Origin of the sequence: Rhizobium johnstonii 3841, from assembly GCF_000009265.1 — a bacterium.
Lineage (GTDB): Bacteria > Pseudomonadota > Alphaproteobacteria > Rhizobiales > Rhizobiaceae > Rhizobium > Rhizobium acaciae.
Map to the genome: position 1 here is coordinate 4,271,064 of NC_008380.1, position 20,707 is coordinate 4,291,770.

Annotated in this window: 26 protein-coding genes; 17 read left to right on the forward strand and 9 right to left on the reverse strand. The window is 62.4% G+C overall.

Going from position 1 to position 20,707, the window contains the following annotated elements:
* Positions 1 to 5 precede the first annotated feature (5 nt).
* Positions 6 to 659 carry a thiamine phosphate synthase gene (locus RL_RS20845; protein WP_003542828.1) on the reverse strand — a complete coding sequence of 218 codons (654 nt, stop codon included), beginning with the start codon at positions 657 to 659 and terminating at the stop codon, positions 6 to 8.
* A 107-nt stretch (positions 660 to 766) separates the two neighbouring features.
* Here RL_RS20845 and RL_RS20850 point away from each other — a divergent pair, with 107 nt between their 5' ends.
* Positions 767 to 1,531, forward strand: coding sequence for a sulfite exporter TauE/SafE family protein (locus tag RL_RS20850; protein ID WP_011653458.1), 765 nt, complete (start codon positions 767 to 769; stop codon positions 1,529 to 1,531).
* A 96-nt stretch (positions 1,532 to 1,627) separates the two neighbouring features.
* The gene (locus tag RL_RS20855; protein ID WP_003542830.1) at positions 1,628 to 1,888 is read left to right on the forward strand and encodes an ArsR/SmtB family transcription factor; all 261 of its coding nucleotides are present in this window, start codon (positions 1,628 to 1,630) and stop codon (positions 1,886 to 1,888) included.
* Positions 1,889 to 2,093: 205 nt separating this feature from the next.
* On the opposite strand, the gene RL_RS37105 is transcribed toward RL_RS20855, so the two are convergent.
* Positions 2,094 to 2,267, reverse strand: coding sequence for a YdcH family protein (locus RL_RS37105; protein ID WP_003542831.1), 174 nt, complete (start codon positions 2,265 to 2,267; stop codon positions 2,094 to 2,096).
* A gap of 228 nt (positions 2,268 to 2,495) precedes the next feature.
* Between RL_RS37105 and RL_RS20865 the strand changes: the two genes are divergently transcribed.
* The 6 genes from RL_RS20865 to RL_RS20890 all read left to right on the forward strand — a co-directional run bounded on the left by RL_RS20865 (position 2,496) and on the right by RL_RS20890 (position 6,512).
* Positions 2,496 to 2,699 (forward strand): YdcH family protein, encoded by a 204-nt coding sequence (locus tag RL_RS20865; RefSeq protein ID WP_003542832.1) that lies wholly within the window; start codon positions 2,496 to 2,498, stop codon positions 2,697 to 2,699.
* A gap of 18 nt (positions 2,700 to 2,717) precedes the next feature.
* A complete protein-coding gene (gene purE / locus RL_RS20870) occupies positions 2,718 to 3,212 on the forward strand; it encodes a 5-(carboxyamino)imidazole ribonucleotide mutase (protein ID WP_011653459.1) in 495 nt (164 codons plus the stop codon).
* Positions 3,209 to 4,285 carry a 5-(carboxyamino)imidazole ribonucleotide synthase gene (locus RL_RS20875; protein WP_011653460.1) on the forward strand — a complete coding sequence of 359 codons (1,077 nt, stop codon included), beginning with the start codon at positions 3,209 to 3,211 and terminating at the stop codon, positions 4,283 to 4,285. Before purE ends, RL_RS20875 begins: the two co-directional genes overlap by 4 nt.
* Positions 4,286 to 4,448: 163 nt before the next feature.
* Positions 4,449 to 4,574: a type B 50S ribosomal protein L36 gene (ykgO, locus tag RL_RS20880; RefSeq protein ID WP_003566454.1), complete on the forward strand. Its 126-nt coding sequence runs from the start codon at positions 4,449 to 4,451 to the stop codon at positions 4,572 to 4,574.
* A gap of 112 nt (positions 4,575 to 4,686) precedes the next feature.
* The gene (locus RL_RS20885) at positions 4,687 to 5,322 is read left to right on the forward strand and encodes a hypothetical protein (RefSeq protein ID WP_028742225.1); all 636 of its coding nucleotides are present in this window, start codon (positions 4,687 to 4,689) and stop codon (positions 5,320 to 5,322) included.
* Between the two features lie 113 nt (positions 5,323 to 5,435).
* Positions 5,436 to 6,512 carry an alpha/beta fold hydrolase gene (locus RL_RS20890; protein ID WP_041936460.1) on the forward strand — a complete coding sequence of 359 codons (1,077 nt, stop codon included), beginning with the start codon at positions 5,436 to 5,438 and terminating at the stop codon, positions 6,510 to 6,512.
* Positions 6,513 to 6,562: 50 nt separating this feature from the next.
* On the opposite strand, the gene RL_RS20895 is transcribed toward RL_RS20890, so the two are convergent.
* Positions 6,563 to 7,279 (reverse strand): SDR family oxidoreductase, encoded by a 717-nt coding sequence (locus RL_RS20895; RefSeq protein WP_011653463.1) that lies wholly within the window; start codon positions 7,277 to 7,279, stop codon positions 6,563 to 6,565.
* A 116-nt stretch (positions 7,280 to 7,395) separates the two neighbouring features.
* Between RL_RS20895 and RL_RS20900 the strand changes: the two genes are divergently transcribed.
* From RL_RS20900 to RL_RS20910, 3 genes are all read left to right on the forward strand, one after another.
* The gene (locus tag RL_RS20900; protein ID WP_041936461.1) at positions 7,396 to 8,253 is read left to right on the forward strand and encodes a helix-turn-helix transcriptional regulator; all 858 of its coding nucleotides are present in this window, start codon (positions 7,396 to 7,398) and stop codon (positions 8,251 to 8,253) included.
* Between the two features lie 138 nt (positions 8,254 to 8,391).
* Positions 8,392 to 10,128: a gamma-glutamyltransferase gene (ggt, locus tag RL_RS20905; protein ID WP_011653465.1), complete on the forward strand. Its 1,737-nt coding sequence runs from the start codon at positions 8,392 to 8,394 to the stop codon at positions 10,126 to 10,128.
* 156 nt (positions 10,129 to 10,284) lie between these two features.
* Positions 10,285 to 11,259 carry a threonine ammonia-lyase gene (locus RL_RS20910; RefSeq protein ID WP_011653466.1) on the forward strand — a complete coding sequence of 325 codons (975 nt, stop codon included), beginning with the start codon at positions 10,285 to 10,287 and terminating at the stop codon, positions 11,257 to 11,259.
* 67 nt (positions 11,260 to 11,326) lie between these two features.
* Here the strand turns inward: RL_RS20910 and RL_RS20915 are convergent, their stop codons facing one another.
* Entirely contained in the window at positions 11,327 to 12,124 is a 798-nt protein-coding gene (locus RL_RS20915) for an SDR family NAD(P)-dependent oxidoreductase (protein ID WP_011653467.1), read from the reverse strand.
* A 127-nt stretch (positions 12,125 to 12,251) separates the two neighbouring features.
* On the opposite strand from RL_RS20915, the gene RL_RS20920 reads away from it, so the two are divergent.
* Entirely contained in the window at positions 12,252 to 13,196 is a 945-nt protein-coding gene (locus RL_RS20920; RefSeq protein ID WP_041936610.1) for a GlxA family transcriptional regulator, read from the forward strand.
* Between the two features lie 38 nt (positions 13,197 to 13,234).
* Here RL_RS20920 and RL_RS20925 read toward each other — a convergent pair whose 3' ends face one another.
* Both RL_RS20925 and RL_RS20930 read right to left on the reverse strand, forming a co-directional pair.
* Positions 13,235 to 14,041, reverse strand: a complete 807-nt coding sequence (locus RL_RS20925) for a phytanoyl-CoA dioxygenase family protein (protein WP_011653469.1) — start codon at positions 14,039 to 14,041, stop codon at positions 13,235 to 13,237.
* Positions 14,042 to 14,272: 231 nt separating this feature from the next.
* Positions 14,273 to 15,169 carry a LysR substrate-binding domain-containing protein gene (locus RL_RS20930; protein WP_011653470.1) on the reverse strand — a complete coding sequence of 299 codons (897 nt, stop codon included), beginning with the start codon at positions 15,167 to 15,169 and terminating at the stop codon, positions 14,273 to 14,275.
* Between the two features lie 117 nt (positions 15,170 to 15,286).
* Between RL_RS20930 and RL_RS20935 the strand changes: the two genes are divergently transcribed.
* Genes RL_RS20935 through RL_RS20945 form a run of 3 tightly spaced genes read left to right on the forward strand, consistent with a single transcriptional unit; the run spans position 15,287 to position 16,661 of the window.
* Complete coding sequence (locus RL_RS20935) at positions 15,287 to 15,706, forward strand: tautomerase family protein (protein WP_011653471.1); 420 nt, start codon at positions 15,287 to 15,289, stop codon at positions 15,704 to 15,706.
* The gene (locus RL_RS20940) at positions 15,703 to 16,107 is read left to right on the forward strand and encodes a cupin domain-containing protein (RefSeq protein WP_011653472.1); all 405 of its coding nucleotides are present in this window, start codon (positions 15,703 to 15,705) and stop codon (positions 16,105 to 16,107) included. Before RL_RS20935 ends, RL_RS20940 begins: the two co-directional genes overlap by 4 nt.
* Positions 16,104 to 16,661 (forward strand): DUF4865 family protein, encoded by a 558-nt coding sequence (locus RL_RS20945; protein ID WP_011653473.1) that lies wholly within the window; start codon positions 16,104 to 16,106, stop codon positions 16,659 to 16,661. Before RL_RS20940 ends, RL_RS20945 begins: the two co-directional genes overlap by 4 nt.
* Positions 16,662 to 16,663: 2 nt before the next feature.
* On the opposite strand, the gene RL_RS20950 is transcribed toward RL_RS20945, so the two are convergent.
* The 3 genes from RL_RS20950 to RL_RS20960 all read right to left on the reverse strand — a co-directional run bounded on the left by RL_RS20950 (position 16,664) and on the right by RL_RS20960 (position 19,347).
* Entirely contained in the window at positions 16,664 to 17,299 is a 636-nt protein-coding gene (locus RL_RS20950; protein WP_011653474.1) for a LysE family translocator, read from the reverse strand.
* 123 nt (positions 17,300 to 17,422) lie between these two features.
* Positions 17,423 to 18,862: a pyruvate kinase gene (gene pyk / locus RL_RS20955; RefSeq protein WP_011653475.1), complete on the reverse strand. Its 1,440-nt coding sequence runs from the start codon at positions 18,860 to 18,862 to the stop codon at positions 17,423 to 17,425.
* Complete coding sequence (locus tag RL_RS20960; protein WP_011653476.1) at positions 18,862 to 19,347, reverse strand: DUF1036 domain-containing protein; 486 nt, start codon at positions 19,345 to 19,347, stop codon at positions 18,862 to 18,864. Before RL_RS20960 ends, pyk begins: the two co-directional genes overlap by 1 nt.
* A 201-nt stretch (positions 19,348 to 19,548) precedes the next feature.
* Between RL_RS20960 and RL_RS20965 the strand changes: the two genes are divergently transcribed.
* Both RL_RS20965 and RL_RS20970 read left to right on the forward strand, forming a co-directional pair.
* Complete coding sequence (locus RL_RS20965; protein WP_011653477.1) at positions 19,549 to 20,337, forward strand: N-formylglutamate amidohydrolase; 789 nt, start codon at positions 19,549 to 19,551, stop codon at positions 20,335 to 20,337.
* A 49-nt stretch (positions 20,338 to 20,386) separates the two neighbouring features.
* Positions 20,387 to 20,692 (forward strand): DUF1244 domain-containing protein, encoded by a 306-nt coding sequence (locus tag RL_RS20970; protein ID WP_011653478.1) that lies wholly within the window; start codon positions 20,387 to 20,389, stop codon positions 20,690 to 20,692.
* Positions 20,693 to 20,707: the final 15 nt, after the last annotated feature.

The window sequence follows — 20,707 nt, forward strand, 5'->3', positions numbered from 1 at the left end:
CGATTTCAATCCTCAAACCGTGGCGCTTTTTCGTCAAGCAATGCATTGATCTCGGCAACGATAGCCGGCGCCCGGGCGGGCTCGGCGAAAACCGCCAGCCGCATCGCCACGAACTCCGCTCCGGTCTCGGCGACGGCGAGCGCCGAGGCTGGATCGGTGCCGCCCATGACGATGCAGGGAATCTCGATCATCGAGGCCCACCATTCGCCGAGCGCCAGGTTCTTCGGATGCGCCTCCGGCTTGATGTCGCCATCGAGCTTGCCGAAGAAGATATAGTCCGGCCTGACTTCGCCGATCTCCAGCGCATGGTGCCGGTCGGCCGCGTTGCCGCCGCCGACGATCAGCTTCGGCGCATGTTTGTCGATCGCCTCCGAAAGGGCCTCCGCATTGCCGGAAAGGTGCAGGCCGTCGGCCTTCGCCCGGCCTGCGACACGGCTGTCGCCTGCAATCAGCGCGGCGGCGCCAGCGTCCTGGATCAACGGCACGAGCTTTTCGGCATGTTTCTGGAAGGTGCCGTCGTCGAGCCCGTATTGCGGCACGATCACCGAGGCGACATCGCCGCCCTTCAGCGCATCGGCGACGATCTTTGCCTGTTCATCGGCATCGGCGATATCGGCTACGATGAGCACAAGGCGGCAGCGGTTTTCCGGTTCGGTCATGGGGTCTTTCCGTTTCCTGCGAATTCCCCTTCGAAATGAGAGATCCGCACTCGTTTTGTGTGAGTAGTTCCGTTAGACGAGGCTGGCAAGAGGAGGACGTCGAAAGCATGCCGCAGGATTTGTCATTCTACTACGCCGCCGTGCCCGCCGTTCTGCTGGTGGGCCTCGCAAAGGGCGGCATGGGCGACGCTTTGTCGCTGATCGGCTTGCCCTTCCTCGCCCTCGTCGTCTCGCCGGTCGAGGCGGCGGCCATCCTGCTGCCGATCCTGGTTTTCATGGACATGATCTCGCTCGTCATCTGGCGCAAGCATGGCGACTGGGCGACGCTGAAGATCATGCTGCCCGGCGCCTTCATCGGCATTGCGCTGGGCTGGGCGACCTCGGCTCTGGTTCCGGGCAACTTGCTGCGCATCGTCATCGGCGCGGTGACCATCCTCTTCTGCCTGCGCTATTTCTGGAGCAATTTCGGCCCGGGCGCTGGCAAGGTGATCCCGCCGCGCGGCCAGCGGCCGGTAGCCGCCAGCCTCTGGGGAACATTTTCCGGTTACGGCAGCTTCGTCGCCCATGCCGGCGGTGCGCCCTTCCAGATCTATGCCCTGCCGCTCAAATTGCAGCCACGCGAATATACCGGCACCAGCGTGCGCTTCTTCGCGATCCTCAACGCTGTCAAGCTGATCCCCTATTTCGCGCTCGGCCAGCTCGGCACCCAGAACCTTGCGACCTCCGCAACGCTTCTGCCCTTTGCTCCGCTCGCCACCATTGCCGGCGCCTGGTGCGTGCGCCGCATGAGGCCACAGAACTTCTATCCCTTCATGTATACAATGGCGCTGATCGCCGCCTTCCTGATCGTGCGCGAGGGCCTTGGCTGGTAAGAGGCCCTACCGCGCCGCTGCACTTCGCATTGCTGCAATTCGCTGCAATGCACAATTTCCTTGCTGGCGCGGCCGGATTGACGTAGCGTTGCCGCCATGTCGAACACCGACCCTTTCTCTGCGATTGCCGATCCGAACCGGCGGTTTCTGCTGGAGGAATTGCGTCGCGCGCCACGGACGGTCAATGAGCTCGCCGAAGGCCTGCCGATCAGCCGTCCAGCTGTTTCACAGCACCTGAAGGCGCTTCTCGACAGCAATCTCGTTTCCGTGACCTCGGAAGGCACCAAACGCATCTACACGGTCAATAACCGCGGCTTCGACAAGCTCAATTTGTGGCTGGATCAGTTCTGGGCCTGATGCATGTTCCCATAAGATCTGGGGATACGATGCGAATCATAAGAATGCGATGTGAGATGTGGCGACCCAAAAGCGCCAGCCACGATGCCGGATGCATCGGACTGGCGCAAATATGGTGTCAAATCACCGGTTCTTGCAAATTTTTGGCGGAATGGATGGATTTACCTTGTTGCGCAAGATGATCGCCCGGCGACCCTTGGGAAGATTAGTGGACGGATGACTTAAGACGCTGAATCTCGTCCTTGATGCGCAGCTTGCGGCGCTTGCATTCGGCAAGCTCCGTATCCGAAATAGAGGGAGATGTTCTGAGCGCGTGCAACTCCTCCTCGAGAGCGACATGCTTTTTCTGGAGTGACTCAAGATGAGCTTGAACAGTCATATGACCCTTCCTTCCTCTTACCCTCCCCGGCCAACATCGTCGGGGATCAAGGTGTCAACGGGCGGGACTGTGACATATTTTTGAAGGCTTGTCGAAGGCCAAAAGATGAAGACTGGATGGCAATTTCATGATCAAGACTAACTAGCCGTTACCTGTATTTGGTGATAGGAGCTTGCGGAAATCATCGCCAGATCGGACAAGGTCCAAGGACGATAACGGGGAATGCATATGGCCGATCAGGAACAGGCGGAAATCAGGCTCATAGTGGCGCGCCTGCGCCAGGAGCACGAGGATTTCGACGCCGCGATCAACGCCATGATCCAGACCGGATGCGATGCTCTGCGGATCCAGCGCATGAAAAAGAAAAAGCTCGTTATCAAGGACAGGCTCTCCAAGCTGGAAGATCAGATCATCCCTGACATCATCGCCTGAGAGGGAATAGCAGCAACGATGACAGACAGACCACCCGTCGCCATCATCATGGGCAGCCAGTCCGACTGGGAGACCATGAAAAACGCCGCCGACACGCTGGAGGCGCTGGAAATTCCCTATGACGCGCGCATCATTTCGGCGCACCGCACAGTCGACCGGCTGGTCAATTTCGCCAAGGGCGCACGCGCGGAGGGCTTCAAGGTCATCATCGCCGGCGCCGGCGGCGCCGCCCATCTGCCGGGTATGACCGCCGCGATGACGCCGCTGCCGGTCTTCGGCGTGCCGGTCCAGTCGAAAGCCCTGTCCGGCCAGGACAGCCTCCTTTCCATCGTGCAGATGCCGGCCGGCATTCCTGTCGGTACGCTCGCCATAGGCAAGGCCGGCGCAGTCAACGCCGCCCTTCTCGCCGCCGCCGTGCTTGCCCTTTCCGACGAAGAAATCGCCGACCGGCTCGACGAATGGCGCGAGCGCCAGAGTGCTGCCGTCGCCGAATACCCGATGGACGATCTATGACGGCAAGAACGATCGGCATTATCGGCGGCGGCCAGCTCGGCCGCATGCTGGCCATTGCCGCCGCCAGGTTGAATTTTCGCACGGTCATCCTCGAGCCGCAGGCAGACTGCCCGGCCGCCCAGCTCGCCAACCGGCAGATTACCGCCGCCTATGACGATCCGGCGGCACTGGCCGAACTCGCCGATATCTGCGACGTCGTCACCTACGAATTCGAGAACGTGCCCGTCGTAGCCGCCGAAACGCTCTCGGCGAGCGTGTCCGTCTATCCGCCGCCGAAGGCGCTGGAAGCAGCCCAGGACCGCCTTGTCGAAAAGCGCTTTCTCAATGGCTGCGGCATAACCACTGCCCGTTTCCACACGATCGACAGCCAGTCCGACCTCGATACGGCACTGAAGGATTTCGGCGGCCAGGGCGTGCTGAAGACCCGCCGTCTTGGTTATGACGGCAAGGGCCAGAAAGTTTTCCGCTCGGCCGCAGACAGTCCGGATGGCGCCTATGCAGCACTTGGCGGCGTGCCGCTCATCCTCGAAAGCTTCGTCGCCTTCGAGCGTGAGGTCTCGATCATTGCCGCCCGCGCCATCGACGGTACGGTCGCCTGCTTCGATCCCGCCGAGAATGTCCACCGAAATGGCATACTCCACACCTCGACGGTTCCCGCTGCGATCTCTGCAGCGACGGCGGACGCCGCGCGGCAATCGGCGGAGAAAATCCTTGCTGCATTGAACTATGTCGGCGTCATCGGCATCGAATTCTTCGTGCTTGCCGATGGCGGTCTGATTGCCAACGAGATGGCACCGCGTGTCCACAACTCCGGTCACTGGACGGAAGCCGCCTGCGTCGTCAGCCAGTTCGAGCAGCATATCCGCGCCGTCGCCGGCCTGCCGCTCGGCAATGCCGAGCGCCATTCCGACTGCGTCATGCAGAACCTGATCGGCGACGATATCCTTGCCGTTCCCGACTGGCTGCGGCACCCCGATACGCTGGTTCATCTCTATGGCAAGACCGAGTGGCGCCCCGGCCGCAAGATGGGCCATGTCACCACCTTGATGCCGAAATCGCCGGTTTTGGCCTGAGAAAACACCCCTGCGCCTTGGGAAAAACACCTTCCTGTGGTTGACACGGAAAAGGTGACGGGGTATCTGCTCCCCACCTAAACAGCGCGCCCGATGGCGCGCTTTTGATTGTTAAAGATACGGGCGAATGTGAATTCCCCCATAGAGATCGCGGATCAGAAAAATGAAGATCAAGAATTCGCTCAAGTCGCTCAAGGCTCGTCACCGTGACAACCGTCTGGTTCGCCGCAAGGGCCGCATCTACATCATCAACAAGCTGAACCCGCGCTTCAAGGCTCGTCAGGGCTGATTTCGCGCGTCCGGATCGCCCTGCCGCGTGAGCTTGCGCCGGCAGATATATCCGGTGGGTCGCTGCGGTGATCACGTCAAATTTGTTTGATCTTCGGCGCTGGCGGGCTAATATGTCCGCCATGCGCTTTTTTGCTTTGACATCAGCGGCGCTGCCGCTCGCCCTCATGCTGCTCACCTCCTCCTTTCCGGCCGCCGCCGCGGAAAAGTCGGCCGCCGCCACGAAAAAGGACGTCATCGTCGAGCAGGCGGATGCCAACAATTCGCCGAAGCAGCACCTCGACCAGCTCTTCAGCCAGCTGAAGCGTGAACGCGATCCCGAAAAGGCCAGCGGCATCGCCAATGAAATCCGCATGGAATGGAACGATTCCGGTAGCGCCACCGTCAATCTGCTGATGCAGTGGGCCGACAAGGCGATCGAGGAAAAGCGCAATCCCGCCGCCCTCGATTTCCTCGACGAGGCGATCGCGCTGAAGCCCGATTATGCCGAAAGCTGGAACCGCCGCGCCACGCTGAATTTCGTCATGGGCAATTATCGCAAGTCGATGTCCGATATCGAGCGTGTGCTCGATCTCGAGCCGCGCCATTTCGGCGCGCTCTCCGGCATGGCGGCGATCCTCAGCAATTCCGGCAACGACCAGCTGACCTTGAAGGCGTGGGAGCGTTTTCTCGATATCTATCCCGCCGAACGCACCGCGCAGGAACAGGCCAACACGCTTGCGGAAAAACTCGCCGGCAACCGCACCTGATTCCCGGGCGGCGACCTTGACGTCGGATCTTGGCGCACAATTTTAGAATAGAGAGGGAACGATGTGGCGGTTGTCCGCCGCAGGACGTCCCGCAATTATCGCTCGTTGAGATCATGCTTGCAGAAGTTTCCGCTCTTCTCGCCCCGCTCGCCGCCGCCATCGGTTACTCCACTTATAAGGCGCGGCAATTCGAACACGCCTATCCGAATATCGGCGAACTGACGGATGTCGGCGGATACCGCATGAATGCCGTCCACGTCGAGCGTCCCGAAAATGCGGATCTGCCGGCGCTGGTCTTCATTCACGGCGCCAGCGGCAATCTGCTCGACCAAGTCGTTGCCTTCCGCGCCGCACTCGAAGGCCGGGCGGAAATGCTCTTCGTCGATCGTCCCGGTCATGGCTATTCCGAGCGCGGCGGCCCTGAGAACGCCGTCCCCTCCGGCCAGGCAGATGCAATCGCCAGGCTGATGGAGAAGCGCGGCATCGGGAAGGCGATCATCGTCGGCCATTCCTTCGGCGGCGCGATCACCGCCGCCTTCGGCCTGCGCCATCCTGACAAGACCGCCGGCCTGCTCTTCCTCGCGCCCGCCACCCACCCATGGCCGGGCGGCATCGACTGGTACTATCATGTGGCGACCGTGCCGATCGTCGGCTGGCTCTTCAACCACGCGATCGTCGTGCCGCTCGGGCTGAGCCGGCTGGAGCGCGGCACACTGAATGTCTTCCGTCCCAATCCTCGCCCGGCCGACTACATCGAAAAAACCGGTCCGTCGCTGGTGCTGCGCCCCAGCGCCTTCCACAACAATGCTGCCGATTTCAAAAGACTGCTCGCCTATGTGAAGAAGCAGTCGCTGCTCTACTCGCAGATCACCGCGCCGACCGTCATTATAACGGGCGACCGTGACGAGATCGTCTGGGAACACCTGCATTCACGCGGCCTTGCCCGCGATATATCAGGCTCCGAGCTCGTCACCGTCAGCGGCGTCGGCCACAAGCCGGACTATCTCGCGACCGATGTCGCCATCGCCGCCATAGAGAAGCTCGCCGGCAAGCCGCGCGACCTGCAGGCAATTGCCCGCAGAGCCGAGGAGAGGCTTGCCGCCGCCTCTCGCGATCAGAGGGCCGCAGCCGCACCGTCGTTAGAGCCTGCAGCACCGCACGTCTTTTCCGACGCACAAAACACGCTGTAGCACTTTGAACTGCTGCATAATTTTGTCCTCAGCATCGCCGGAAATCCGCCTCAGGCGCCGAGACGTATGCCGCCGTCGCAGGTGACGACATGGCCGCTCATGAAGCCGTTTCGGATCAGGAAGGCAATCACCTCCGCGATATCCTCCGGCCTGCCGACTCGGCCGACCGGCGTACGGCCGGCGAAATCCGCAAAGACGCTGTCGCGCTGCTCGGGCGGCACGAAACTCCACCACGGCGTATCGACGACCCCAGGCGAAACGCCGTTGACGCGCAGCGGCTTCAGCTCGGCGGCAAGCACCGGCACCATCGCCTCGATCCCGGCATTGACGGCGGCAAGCCCAGCCGTGCCGGGCATCGCAGCCTGCGCGCTGACCGCCGAAACAAAGGTGATGCTGCCGCCCGGCTGCAGCAACGGCAGTGCCGCCTGCGCTGCCGCGGCATGCGGAATGAGCTTGGTCTGAAACCCGGCAAGCAGATCCGCCATGTCAAGCGTCGCAAAAGGTCCGGCGCCGTGACCGCTGCCCATCGCCAGCACGAGATGACCGAATGCGCCGACCCCGGCAAAAGCCTCCCCGAGCCCGGAAAGCTCCGCCGCATCGAGCACGACACTGCGCAGATCGCCGTCGAGCGATGCCTTCGCCGCTGCAAGCTTTTCGCCGTCGCGGCCTGCAATGGTGACCGTATATCCCTGTTTCAAAAGTAATTTCGCCGTGGCAAGGCCGATGCCGGAAGAACCACCGATGACGACCACATGCTGCAAAGACATGATGCTGCTCCTTGAATTGACCGAGCCGCAGACGCTTTAACCACCTGCGACACCGGCATCATGCGCGGCCCGGAAACGGCAAACAGTTCCAGTTTTATCCTGGTATCGATACTGATATGATTGCCTCCATGGACCAGAGATCCGACACATTCGAAGCCCGCCGCCGTGAATTCGCAGCCTTTCTGCGCTCCCGTCGCGAGCGGCTGACGCCCTCCGAGGTTGGCCTGCCGGAGGGGTTTCGCCGGCGCACGCCGGGTCTCCGCCGCGAGGAGCTCGCCATGCTCGCCGGCGTCGGCACCACCTGGTACACCTGGCTGGAACAGGGCCGCGACATCCGGCCCTCCATGCAGGTGCTCAACGCCCTTGCCGATGCGCTGCGCCTCGACGAGGCGGAGCGCCGGCATCTCTTCACCCTCAACAATCGGCAAGTGCCTCAGGCAGTGTCGTCCGCACCTGAATGTGTCGACGAGCCGCTGCAGCGCATGCTCGCCAACCTGACTCACCAACCGGCCTATGTACTCGGCCGCCGGTGGGACGTGCTCGCCTGGAACCGCGCCGCCGACGTGCTGTTCGGCGGCTACGGCACGCTCGACCGCGACGAGCGCAATACCATGCATCGCCTCTTTGCCGACCCGGCGCATCGCAAGCTCCTCATCGACTGGGAGGCAGTTGCCCGTGTCTCGCTGGCGATGTTTCGCGCCGACAGCGCGCGTTATGCCGGCGATCCGGATTTCGAACGGTTGATCGCGCTGCTGAAACAGGCAAGCCCTGAATTTCGTGACTGGTGGCAGCGCCACGAGGTCGTCAGTCCGCTGTCTGGCATCAAGCGCATCAACCACCCCGTCAAGGGCCGCATGTCCTTCGAACATACCGGCCTGACACTGACCAGCCGGCCGGAGATGAAGCTCATCGTCTACACGCCGCTCGATGACGACGAAACCACCCGGAAACTCACCGAACTCCTCACGCTTTAGGTTTTGTTTTTACCTATGTCGTCGTCGCAAACCCGCGGCACAGTTTTGCGCGACATGATTTAAAGCCAACCCCTTGCATTGCCTCGGGCCCAGGCAGTCCCATATGTTTTTCCATCATTGTCCATAGGAGGGGAAATCATGGGCCGCCTGCATATCGGGACGATCTCCGTCATATCAGCATTGTCGCTGAGCCTGACCTCGGCTTTTGCCGCCTCGCCTGCGCCGGTCGAAGCCGAGCACGGCATGGTCGTCACAGCCCAGCATCTGGCGACCGATGTCGGCGTCGAGGTGCTGAAAGGCGGCGGCAACGCCGTCGATGCAGCGGTTGCCGTCGGTTATGCCTTAGCGGTCGTCTATCCCTCGGCCGGCAACCTCGGCGGTGGCGGCTTCATGACCATCCGCCTGAAGGATGGCACCAAGACCTTCCTCGATTTCCGCGAACGCGCGCCGCTTGCCGCAACGAAGACCATGTATCTCGACGCCAAGGGCGATATCGTGCCGCGTGCCAGCCTCGACGGGTATCTTGCCGTCGGCGTGCCGGGCTCCGTCATGGGCTTCGAGACCGCGCGCGAGAAATACGGCACCAAGTCGCGCGAAGAACTGATCGCGCCGGCGCTCCGCTTCGCCAAGGAAGGTTTCACGCTGGAACAGGGCGACGCCGCAAGTTTCGCCGGCAACGCCAAACGCCTCGCCAAAGATGAGACGGCGGCAAAGATCTTCCTGAAACCGGATGGCAAACCCTATGCATCCGGCGAAAAACTCCAGCAACCGGACCTTGCCGCCGTCCTGGAAGGCATCTCGGAAAAAGGCCCCGACGCCTTCTACAAGGCCGCGCCCGCCGAGGCGATCGTCAAGGCGAGCCAGGCCAAGGGCGGCATCCTTGCCAAGGAGGACTTCGAGCAATATGCCGTGCGCGAGTTGAACCCGATCGAGTGCAATTACCGCGGCTACGACATCATCTCCTCGCCGCCGCCGTCTTCCGGCGGCGTCATCATTTGCGAGATCCTCAACGTTCTGGAAGGATACCCGCTTTCCTATCTCGGCTATAACTCGGCCGAAACCGTGCACATCATGGTCGAGGCGATGCGCTATGCCTATGTCGACCGCAATGCTGCACTCGGCGATCCCGATTTCGTCGAGAACCCGGTCACAAAGCTGCTCGACAAGAAGTATGCTTTGGAGATCGCCGCCAAGATCGACCCTTACAAGGCCGGCACCTCGGCGAACCTGAAGCCGCTCGGCGGCAAGGAAAGCACCGAGACCACGCATTATTCGATCATCGACGACGAGGGCAATGCGGTCGCCGTCACCTATACGCTGAATGGCTCCTTCGGTGCCGCGGTCGTAGCGCCCGGCACCGGTGTTCTGTTGAACAACGAGATGGACGACTTCACCTCCAAGCCCGGCGTGCCGAACCTCTACGGACTGGTGCAGGGCGAGGCCAATGCCATCGCCCCGAAGAAGACGCCGCTCTCCTCGATGAGCCCGACGATCGTCACCCGAGACGGCAAGCCCTTCATGGTCATCGGCAGCCCCGGCGGCTCGCGCATCATCACCATCACGCTGGAAGCGATCCTCAATGTCGTCGATTTCGGCATGGATATCAGTCAGGCGGTCAACGCCCCGCGTCTCCACCACCAATGGCAGCCCGACAAGGTCTTTCTCGAACCCTATGCACTTTCGCCGGATACGGAAAAGACGCTCGCAGCCATGGGCTACAGCTTCGACGGCGGCAACGACACGCCGCAATGGGGCCAGGCCGCCGGCATCCTCGTCGGCGGCAAAAGCCTTGCGGCCATCGCAAAAGGCGGCGGCGCCCGGTATAACGGCGCCATGGATAGCCGCGCGGCAGAAGGGTCTGCAAGCGGCTACTGACGCTTCGGGGATCGCCTGATCAAACCGTCGGCGGAAGTGCAACGCGGCTCGAGAAGCAGCGGTGGCACCATTCATGTCACCGTGACAAAGTCGCCGTTCACAATTGGCTTGCCGCGCCCTATGCATGGGCGAACCCGCAAGCAGAAAGATTCCCGAATGGCCAGCATTGAAATGATTGTCGCAGCCCGCGCCCGTCTGCGCGGTCATGCAAGGCGCACGCCGCTACTCTCCTCCCCTTTCCTCGATGAGATCGCCGGCCGGCGCCTGTTCGTGAAAGCGGAATGTCTGCAGCATTCCGGCTCGTTCAAGTTTCGCGGCGGCTGGTCGGCCGTCTCAGGCCTCGATGCTGCGGTACGCTCGAAGGGCGTCATCGCCTTCTCCTCCGGCAACCACGCCCAGGGCGTTGCGCTTGCGGCCAAGCTGCACAATATCCCCTCCGTCATCATCATGCCGAGCGATGCACCGAAGCTGAAGATCGCCAACACCCGCGCCTTCGGCGCCGAAGTGGTGCTCTACGATCGCGTCAACGAGGACCGCGACGAGATCGGCGCGAGACTTTCGGCCGAGCGCGGCCTGACGCTGATCAAGCCCTTCGACGAACCGCTGGTCATCGCCGGTCAGGGCACGACCGGTCTCGAAATCTCCGAACAGGCGGAAGAGGAAGGCGTGACGTCAGCCGAAGTCCTCGTGCCCTGCGGCGGCGGTGGATTGACCTCAGGCATTGCGCTCGCCCTCGAAGCCAGCGCCCCCGGCTTTCGCGTCCGCCCCTGCGAGCCAAAGGATTTCGACGACACCACCCGCTCGCTCGCCTCCGGCAAGATCGAACGCAACGCGGCGGTGTCAGGCTCGATCTGCGATGCAATCGTCACGCCGCAGCCGGGCAATATCACTTTCCCGATCCTCAAGCGCCTCGCCGGCGCCGGCATCGTCGTCACCGACGACGAGGCGCTGCGCGCCATGGCGCTCGCCTTCACACGGCTGAAGATCGTCGTCGAGCCCGGCGGCGCCGTGGCGCTTGCCGCCGCCCTCTTCCATGGCGATGCCCTGGAAAGCGACACGGTCATCGTGGTCACCTCCGGCGGCAATGTCGATGCCGATATCTTCGCCATGGCTCTGGAACGTTTCGGCTGAACATCGTCCAAGTGAACGCCGTCGACCATCCGCAGCAGCAGCCGCGGATGGTTTCTATCTTTTATAGTTACGCGACCTTGTAGCGTTTCGCCGGCGCGGTGCGTGAGAGGTTCGGCATCAATGCCTGACGCGCCCGCTCGTAGGCGGCAAGCAGGCCTGCATCCTCAAGCGAAGGGATCGTTGCAAATTCGCCCTGCTCAAAACCTGCGAGCGACGCATCGACCATATTTTCTGCCGACATCACGATCTCATTCGGCAAATGTTCGACCGGCGTGCCGGCGATGTCCCAGAATTCCGTGGCGGTAGCGCCGGGCAGCACGGCCTGCACGCGAATGTTCTTCTCCGCCAGTTCGTGCTTCAGCGACTGGCTGAAGGCGAGTACGAAGGCTTTCGTACCGCCGTAAACGCCGTTCAGCAGCTCCGGCGCGATCGCTACGATGGACGCAATATTGATGATCGTGCCGCCGCCGCGTGTAGCGAAACCCGGCACGGCGGCATAGGTCAGCCGCGTCAGCGCCGTGACGTTGAGCTCGATCATCTCCTGCATCTTTTCGACATCGGCGGAAAGCAGCGGCGCCGTTCCACCGACACCGGCATTGTTGACCAGAAGCGTGATGCTCCGGTCATCCTTCAACACCCCTTCGATGCGGGCAAGATCGGCCCGGTAGCCGAGATCGGCAACGACAGTCTCGACCGTCCGGCCGGTTTCATCGGTCAGCCGGCTTGCCAGCGCCTTCAGCCGCTCGCCGTTGCGGGCAACGAGGATGAGATTGTAACCCTGCTTTGCCAGCCTGTGGGCATAGATTGCGCCGATGCCCGAGGATGCGCCGGTCACCAGCGCCGTACCCTTATGGTCCTGTGTCATGATCCGTCTCCTTGAATACGCCGGCACGATGCCTTGCGCTTGGGGAGAGTCTTACGCCTGATTGTAAATGTCCTGAATGTCATTTATACCACCTTTCAGGACATACTTTTCTCAGGACGCGATGATCATGCAGCAAATCGGCTTTCTGCTTTATCCCGGCTTTCAGATCATGAGCCTGGCGGCCGTCTCCGCCTTCGAGTTCGCCAATCTCGAACTCGAGGAAAAGGCTTACGAGATCCGCTACCTCTCAGAAAATGGTGGGTCGGTTGCCAACTCGCTTGGCATGATGATGGAGACGGAGGCCTTCGGCGCCCCGGCCCTCGACACCCTGATCGTGGCGGGCGCGCCCGATATCAGGCTGCCGAATGCCGCAGAAGCCGACTTCATTCGCGCCGCCCTGCCCGCCACACGTCGCCTGGCGTCGATCTGTACCGGCGCCTTCTTTCTTGCCGAAGCCGGCATCCTCGACGGCCGCCGCGCGACGACGCACTGGTATGTCTCGCGCGAACTGCAAAGCCGCTATCCCAAGATAAAGATGGAAGAGGATCGGATCTTCATCATCGACGGTTCCATCTGGACCTCGGCAGGCATGACGGCCGGTCTCGACCTGGCTTTGGCGATGGTCGAGAAGGATCACGGTTTCGAGGTGGCGCGCGCGGTTTCCCGCAAGCTCGTCGTCTATCACAGGCGTGCCGGCGGCCAATCGCAGTTTTCCGCCCTTCTGGAACTGGAGCCCAAATCGGACCGCATCCAGAAGGCGCTCGCCCACGCCCGCAGCAATCTGAAATCGGCGCTCTCAGTCGAGGAGTTGGCGGAAGCCGCCCATCTCAGCCCCCGACAGTTCAGCCGCGCCTTCCGCGCCGAAACCGGACAATCGCCGGCGAAGGCCGTCGAGAACCTGAGGCTGGAAGCGGCCCGGCTGATGATGGAGCAGGGCCGCCACCCGATCGATGTTGTTGCCCGCGAAACCGGCTTTGCCGATCGCGAGCGCATGCGCCGCGCCTTCCTTCGCGCTTTCGGTCAGCCGCCGCAGGCAATTCGGCGCGCCGCCCTGCAGGAACTGCAGATGTGATGCACCCGGCCTTTTGAACCGGATGTATTCTATCCTCGTTACCGCTCTTGAAGCGCCCGGCGGATTGCGATTTCGACCGGCGAATAGGCGCCGTCATCTCGTTCGAGCCGAAGCGGTTCGGAAGGCGCAAGGCCGGGCTGCGCCATGAAGCGCGGCTCCTTGCCGCGATGCATCTGCGCTGCATGGATGAGGAACGGATGGCACAGATAGACCGTGCCCGCCCGTCCCGTCGCCAATGCCAGCGGCCGCTCCTCCCCGACACGCTCCAGCCAGAGGTGGGCCATCCCTCCCTCGCCGGCCGGCTCAAGAAGGCGGGCGATATCCTTGTGCGAACCGACGCGGATACGGGTCGGCGCATCCTCCTCCCCGACATCCGAGAACAGGAAGAGCATCAGCAGCGCCCGCCCGCGCGAGGTGACGTTCACCCGCCAGGCGGAAAAGTCCCGTTGCTCATCCGGATTGGAATCCTCGCCGGGAATGCTCAGGTCGACATGCCAACCGGCATCGCCGGGATCATCGGGATGGGGAAAACGGACCGGGAAACTGCCAAGCCCACTGCGTGGCTCCCAGCGACCCTTGCCGACGAGCTGGTCGAAGGCCGAATGCAACACCGGCGTATTGACGGCTTTCTCAAACGGCCCGCCGCCATAGCCGGCAAGTCGCGCGACTGGCTGCGTCCACGTGCTTGGATCATCCGCATCGAAGGGAATGTCGCGCCACATGATGGCGCGAGCTTCCTTGGCCAATGCGCGGGGAAAAGCGTCGTCGATCCTGACGAAACCGTCCTCGATGAATTGCTCGATCTGCGCAGCACTCAGTGCCGCCGGATAAACATTTGATGTCATGACATATCTCTCTATCGCCAATCCTGCCGGCTCTTTCCTTGGCCAGACACAGGGTGGTTACAGTCCACGGCGACGCGCCAGCCGCAAAGGCTGGTCAGCGGCCCGCATCTTCTGATGCCCGAAGGCAGAGCCTTAGAGGCTCAAGAAGAAGACCGAAGCGATATTGAGGGTGAACGTCTTCATAGCGGTTCGAGGCTATAGGCTTGCGCCCGAGGGGTCAATGCGGAGATGTCAAGCCAACACCTCGCGCAGCGCGCCCTGCACGGACTGAAGCACCAGCTCGGCAAGCCGGACCGCAGCCGGCTGCGGTTCGGCTTCCGCCCGATGCAGGACCAGACCGAGCTTCGGCAAATCCGGCAAGCCGATGGTCTTCGGCGCCAGCGGCCGGACCTTCGCCGGCAGGCCGATCGGCGTGCGGATGGTGAGACCGAGGCCTGCCGCCGTCGCGGCCCAGAGACCGCCGAGACTGGGACTGACGAAGGCGAGCCGCCAGGAGATGCCCGCCTCATCCAGCGCCTTGGTCGCGGCGCTGCGCAGCAGGCACGGCGCTTCCAGCGAGGCGAGCGGCATCGGCTCACCGCTTGCGGCGTGCCAAGCCGGCTGCCCCTCGGAAGGTCCGATCCAGCGCATCGGCACTTCGCCGATCCGCTCGCAATGCGCCGTCAGCGTACCGTCACTCCAGGCAAGCGCGAGATCGAGCTTGCCCGATGTGACGCGCTCGAGCAGTTCGGCATTGCGCACCACCCGCGCTTCGATGCGGACCTTCGGATGAGCACGCGCGAAGCGGCCGAGCACATCAGGCAGCAGTGTCTCGCCGAAATCCTCCTGCAGGCCGAGCCGCACCCAGCCTTCCAGCTCGACGCTGTTGACGGCCGCAGCCGCCTCGTCGTTGAGCTCCAGCAGCCGCCTGGCATAACCGAGCATCGTCTCGCCGGCATCGGTCAGCGCCAGTCCGCGCCCCGCCTTGCGGAAGATCGGCGTGCCCGCCTGCTCCTCCAGCTTCTTCAGCTGCGCACTCACTGCCGAGGTCGAACGCCCGAGCCGCTCGGCCGCCTTGGCGAAATTGCCGAGCTCCATGCCGGTCGAAAAGGTTCGAAGCACGTCGAGATCGAAGATCGTCCGTCGCATTACATAATCCTATTTTTCAGGATCATTCATCCATTAAATTCTGATTTTCAGCATCATCGTGCCGTGCGATGGTTCTGCTGTCAAGGCCGACCGACGGCCTGAACCATGGAGATCCCGATGCCCTTCGTTCGCATTTCCCTTCGCAAAGGCAAGTCGCCGAACTACCTCATAGCACTGGCCGACAACATCCAGCGCGCCCTGGTCGAGACCTTCGACGTGCCCGAAAACGACCGCTTCCTGGCCATCCACCAGCATGACGAGCGCGAGCTGATCTTCGATCGCAGCTATCTCGGCGGCCCGCGCTCGGACAACTTCGTCTACATCTCGATCACGATCGGCAGGCCTCGCACCGGCGAGATGAAGGCAGCGCTCTATCGGCGCCTCGCCGATCTCCTGGCGCAATCGCCGGGCCTCCGGCCGGAGGACGTAATGATCGTCATCAGCACCAGCACACCAGAAGACTGGTCCTTCGGTAATGGCATTGCCCAGATGACCGACCCAGACTGGCGGCTCCGTGTGGCTGGAGCCCGGCAATGAGCGCTTCGAACCCGAAGACCATGACTGTTAGACGCCCTGGCAAGGCGATCCGCTCGCCGGAGGGCGTCGCAACGTCGCCTTTCTGGGTCGAGATGCTGCTCGAAGGCAGCGCCGACGGCGAAAACACCGCAATGCGCGCCACGCTCGATCCCGGAACGATCACCCGCTGGCACACACATCCCAGGGGCCAACTGCTCTATGTGCTTTCGGGCCATGGGTTGGCGCAGAGCGAGGGCGGCCCGATCGAAACATTGCGTGCCGGCGATGCCGTCTGGTTTGCACCCGGCGAGCGCCACTGGCATGGCGCGGCCGATGACAGCCCCTTCAGTTATATCAGCCTCCAGCCGGCGGAAAACGGCAGCGTCGTCGAATGGCTGCGACCGGTGGAGGCACAATCATGATCGCCATGCAGTACAGCTTCACCCTGCCCGCCGATTACGACATGTCGATCATCGACCGCCGCATCCGCGACAAGGGACCGCTGCTCGACGGCTTTCCCAATCTCGGCTTCAAAGCCTATCTCAGCGCCCGCAAGGGGGAGTTCCGCAGCCGCGACAATCTCTATGCGCCCTTCTATCTCTGGCAGAAGCCGGAAGGGGCAAGCGACTTCCTCTGCGGTCCGGGCTTCGAGACGCTGACCGGTGCCTTCGGCTGGCCGCGGGTGAGGACTTGGATCGTCTGGCGGTCGGAAGTCTCATCCGACATCGCCGCGGCAAGGTTCGCAACACGCGATATCCAGCAGACGCAGCCCTACGCGCCGCTCGCCGATATTCGCCGCGCCGAAAGCGCGGCGGCCGAAGCAGACCTGGCGACAGGCGGCGCACTCGCCTCCGTCTCCGGTTTCGAACCGACGACATGGACGCGGGTGCGCTTCAGGCTTTGGCGGGAGCTTCCCGAGATCGGCGAGCACGCGCAAGCCTATCGCGTCGGTCATCTATCCCTGGCTCGACCCTGAACTCAGACGGTTGCCCGGCGATAGAAGGCCAGCGAGCCGGCGAGCGCCAGCAGCGCGCCACCGCAGGCCCGCTCCAGCCACATGGCGCCCGAGGTTTTCAGGAAACGCACCGCCTGCGAGCCGAAGAAGGCGTAGCCGAACATGATGAGGAAATCGAGCGCGGCAAAGACAAGGGCGAGCAGCATATATTGCGTCGCCTGCGGCATGGTCGGATCGATGAATTGGGGCAGGAAGGCCGAGAAGAACAGGTAGCCCTTCGGATTGGTCGCCGCGACCATAAAACTCTTCAGTCCGATCGAGAAGGGCGATGTCGCGCCCGCAGGCGCTCCGGACTTCAACGCCGCATCGATCGTGCCCTTCGAACGCAGCAGCATGATACCGAGAAAAGCGAGATAGGCGGCACCCGCCCATTTCAGCATCGAAAACCAGAATTCCGATGCAGCGAGCAGTGCACCGAGCCCGATCGCGACGGCGCCGATCAGCACGAAATCGGACAGCACCGCGCCGATCATGCCGGCAACTGCCCGGCGCAGGCCATGCCGAGAGCCGTTGGTCAGCGCAAGCAGCACGGTCGGTCCGGGTGTCGCGATGCCAACGAAGGAAACAGCTGCAAAAGCCAGAAGCGTGACGATATCCATAGTGCTCCTCCGAACCCAGAATATCGAAACTTGCATGCGCCGCCGCCTTTGGCAATGCCGGCCCATGAACGAAAAAGCCCGCCGCCGTTTCAGGCAGCGGGCTCTAGAAACCATGCAATTGGATCAGACGCCGCTCTGGCCGTCGGAGCCGATATAGGCGATGCGGATCATGTTGGTGGCGCCGGGCGTGCCGAGCGGCACACCGGCCGAGATGATGATGCGATCGCCCGGCTTGCCGAAGCCTTCGTCCGCGACAATGCGGCAGGCGCGGTTGACCATGTCGTCGAGATCGGTCGCGTCATGGGTGACGACGCAATGCAGGCCCCAGACGACGGCAAGACGGCGCGCCGTCTTGATGATCGGCGACAGCGCCAGGATCGGCACCTGCGGACGCTCGCGCGAAGCGCGAAGGCCTGTCGTGCCCGACGAGGTATAACAGACGATCGCCGACAGCTTCAGCGTTTCGGCGATCTGACGGGCGGCCAGCGAAATCGCATCGGCGCCGGTCGCTTCCGGCTGGGCACGCTGGGCATAGATGATGCCAGGATAATGCGGCTCGCGCTCGATGGCGGTGGCAATCGACGCCATCGTCGTCACAGCTTCGACGGGATAGTCGCCCGAGGCCGATTCGGCCGAGAGCATGACGGCATCAGCACCTTCGAAAACGGCGGTCGCGACGTCGGAAACTTCGGCGCGTGTCGGCACCGGCGCGGAGATCATCGATTCCAGCATCTGCGTGGCAACGACCACCGGCTTGCCCGAACGGCGGCAGGCACGGATCAGCTGCTTCTGGATGCCGGGAACCGATTCGAGCGGCATTTCGACGCCGAGATCGCCGCGGGCGACCATCAATGCGTCTGACAGTTCGATGATTTCCTCGATGCGCTCAAGAGCCTGCGGCTTTTCGATCTTCGACATCAGGCCGACGCGGCCGCGGGCGATCTTGCGCACTTCGGCAAGGTCGTCGGGACGCTGGACGAAGGAAAGCGCCACCCAGTCGACATCGTCGGTGGCAAGCACTGCGTCGAGATCGGCGCGGTCCTTGTCCGTCAGCGCGCCGACGCCGAGCAGCGTGTCGGGAAGGCTGACGCCCTTGCGGTCGGAGATGCGCGTGCCCGAAATAACAGTCGTGACGATGCTCTTGCCGTCGCATTTTTCTGCGCGCAGGGCGAGCTTGCCGTCGTCGATCAGCAGACGGTGGCCGGGCTGCACCGACTCCAGGATCTCGGGGTGCGGCAGATAGACGCGGCTCTGATCGCCGAGCGCTTCGTTGTTGTCGAGCGTGAAGGTCTGGCCGGGCCTCAGATCCACCTTGCCGTCGACGAACTTGCCGACACGCAGTTTCGGTCCCTGCAGGTCGGCGAGAATGCCGATCGGCCGGCCGGAGCGCGCCTCGACCGAGCGGATGCGCTGGATGAGCATACGCATCATGTCGTGGCTCGCATGGCTCATATTGATGCGGAAGACATCGGCACCGGCCTGGTGCAGCTTCTCGATCATCGATTCCTCGGAGGAGGCTGGCCCGAGGGTGGCGAGGATTTTAACTTTGCGATTACGCTTCATCAATTCTGGCTTTCTTGCGTCCCTGGGGTGTCGGAGAGTTGAACCATCCAGCTACCCTGGCGGCCCGTATCATATTCCTTGAATCCCATCTTCTGGTAACCGCGGGCATAACAATCCTGCACACCCGAGATCTTGAATTCATTTTCCGCCACGCACATCTGCACGTCACCCGTCCATCGTCCTCCCCGGGCGGCGTCCTCTGCGTAGAGGTAATAATAACGCGACTGCAATTCTCCCTCGATCAGCGTGGCGCAGGTCGTTGCCGGCACCTGCCACCAGCCCTCCGTCACCCAGCCATCCTTGGCCCGGTATCCGATCGCAACGCCGACGAGATTCTGTGTTCCGTTGCAGACGCGAAAATCGGCGCGTGCGGCATCTGCGATGAAAAACGGCATGGCGGCTGCAAGAGCGAACAGAGCGAGACGGACCAGCGGTCCGGACCGCGTGAGGAAACTTGGCGCGGCTTGGATCAACACGGCTCCCAAATAGCTCCACGGTTATTCGTATCCGTGTCTTCTTGCGCCGCCGTCAAGCGAAAGTCAACGCAATGCTAATCGATTATATTTCCTTTCATAACCACCGTCGAGGGTCCGACTCAACCTCTCCCCACCCTGCCGCGCTTGAACCTGCCGCAGGTGCATGCGATCACTGCGCCCGACGGCGCAATGACGAACGGCAATTCCCTGATGGACGACTTCCAATCCTTCGAAATCCTATCCGGCAAACATGACAAAGGCATGGTGATCCTCGCAGATCACGCGATGAACCGCCTTCCCGCGCGATATGGCCGGCTCGGACTGCCCGACGCGGCCTTCGCCCGCCACATCGCCTATGACATCGGCATCGAGGGCCTGACGCGGCAGCTTTCGGCGAAGCTCGGCGTTCCTGCCGTCCTCGGCGGCTTTTCGCGTCTGCTGATCGATCCGAATCGCGGCGAAGACGATCCGACGCTGATCATGAAGATCTCCGACGGCGCCGTCATATCAGGCAATCATCCGATCACGCCGCAGGAATGGGACTACCGCATCGAAACCTTCCATCGCCCCTATCACGACGCTGTCGCCACAACGATCGACAGCGTGGCGAATGCCACCGGCAGGGCACCGCTGGTGCTGTCGCTGCACTCCTTCACGCCGGCCTGGAAAGGCATTCCCCGTCCCTGGCACGCTGCCGTGCTCTGGGATAGCGACCATCGTGCCGTCGGCCCGTTGCTTGACATGCTGCGTGCCGATCCCGATCTCGCCGTTGGCGACAACGAACCCTATGACGGCGCACTGAAGGGCGATACCATGTACCGCCATTGCATGATCACAGGCATTCCGCATGCGCTGCTCGAGGTGCGCCAGGACCTGATCGGAGACGAGTCCGGCATATCAGCATGGGCCGAACGCCTGGCGCCGATCTTTGCGGCGATGAATGCCGATCCCGCCTTGCACGGATACAACGTTCATCTGTCGCGCACCGGCCCCTATTGAACGACAGGCCCCATTTAACGAAAGGCCTCACTTAACGAAAGGAAGCGAGATGACCGCGCTCAGCAAGGAACAACAGATTGAATTCGAAGCTGCCGCCTTCCGCCGCCTCGTCGCACATCTTCGCGAACGCAGCGACGTTCAGAACATCGATCTGATGAATCTGGCCGGCTTCTGCCGCAACTGCCTGTCGAACTGGTATCGCGAAGCCGCCGAGGCCGAAGGTGTCCCGGTTACCAGGGACGAATCGCGCGAAATGGTCTATGGCATGTCCTATGAGGACTGGAAGAAATTTCACCAGAACGAGGCCTCGCCTGTGCAAAAGGCTGCTTTTGAACTGAACAACCCACACAAATAGCTTGGCTGACCGCGA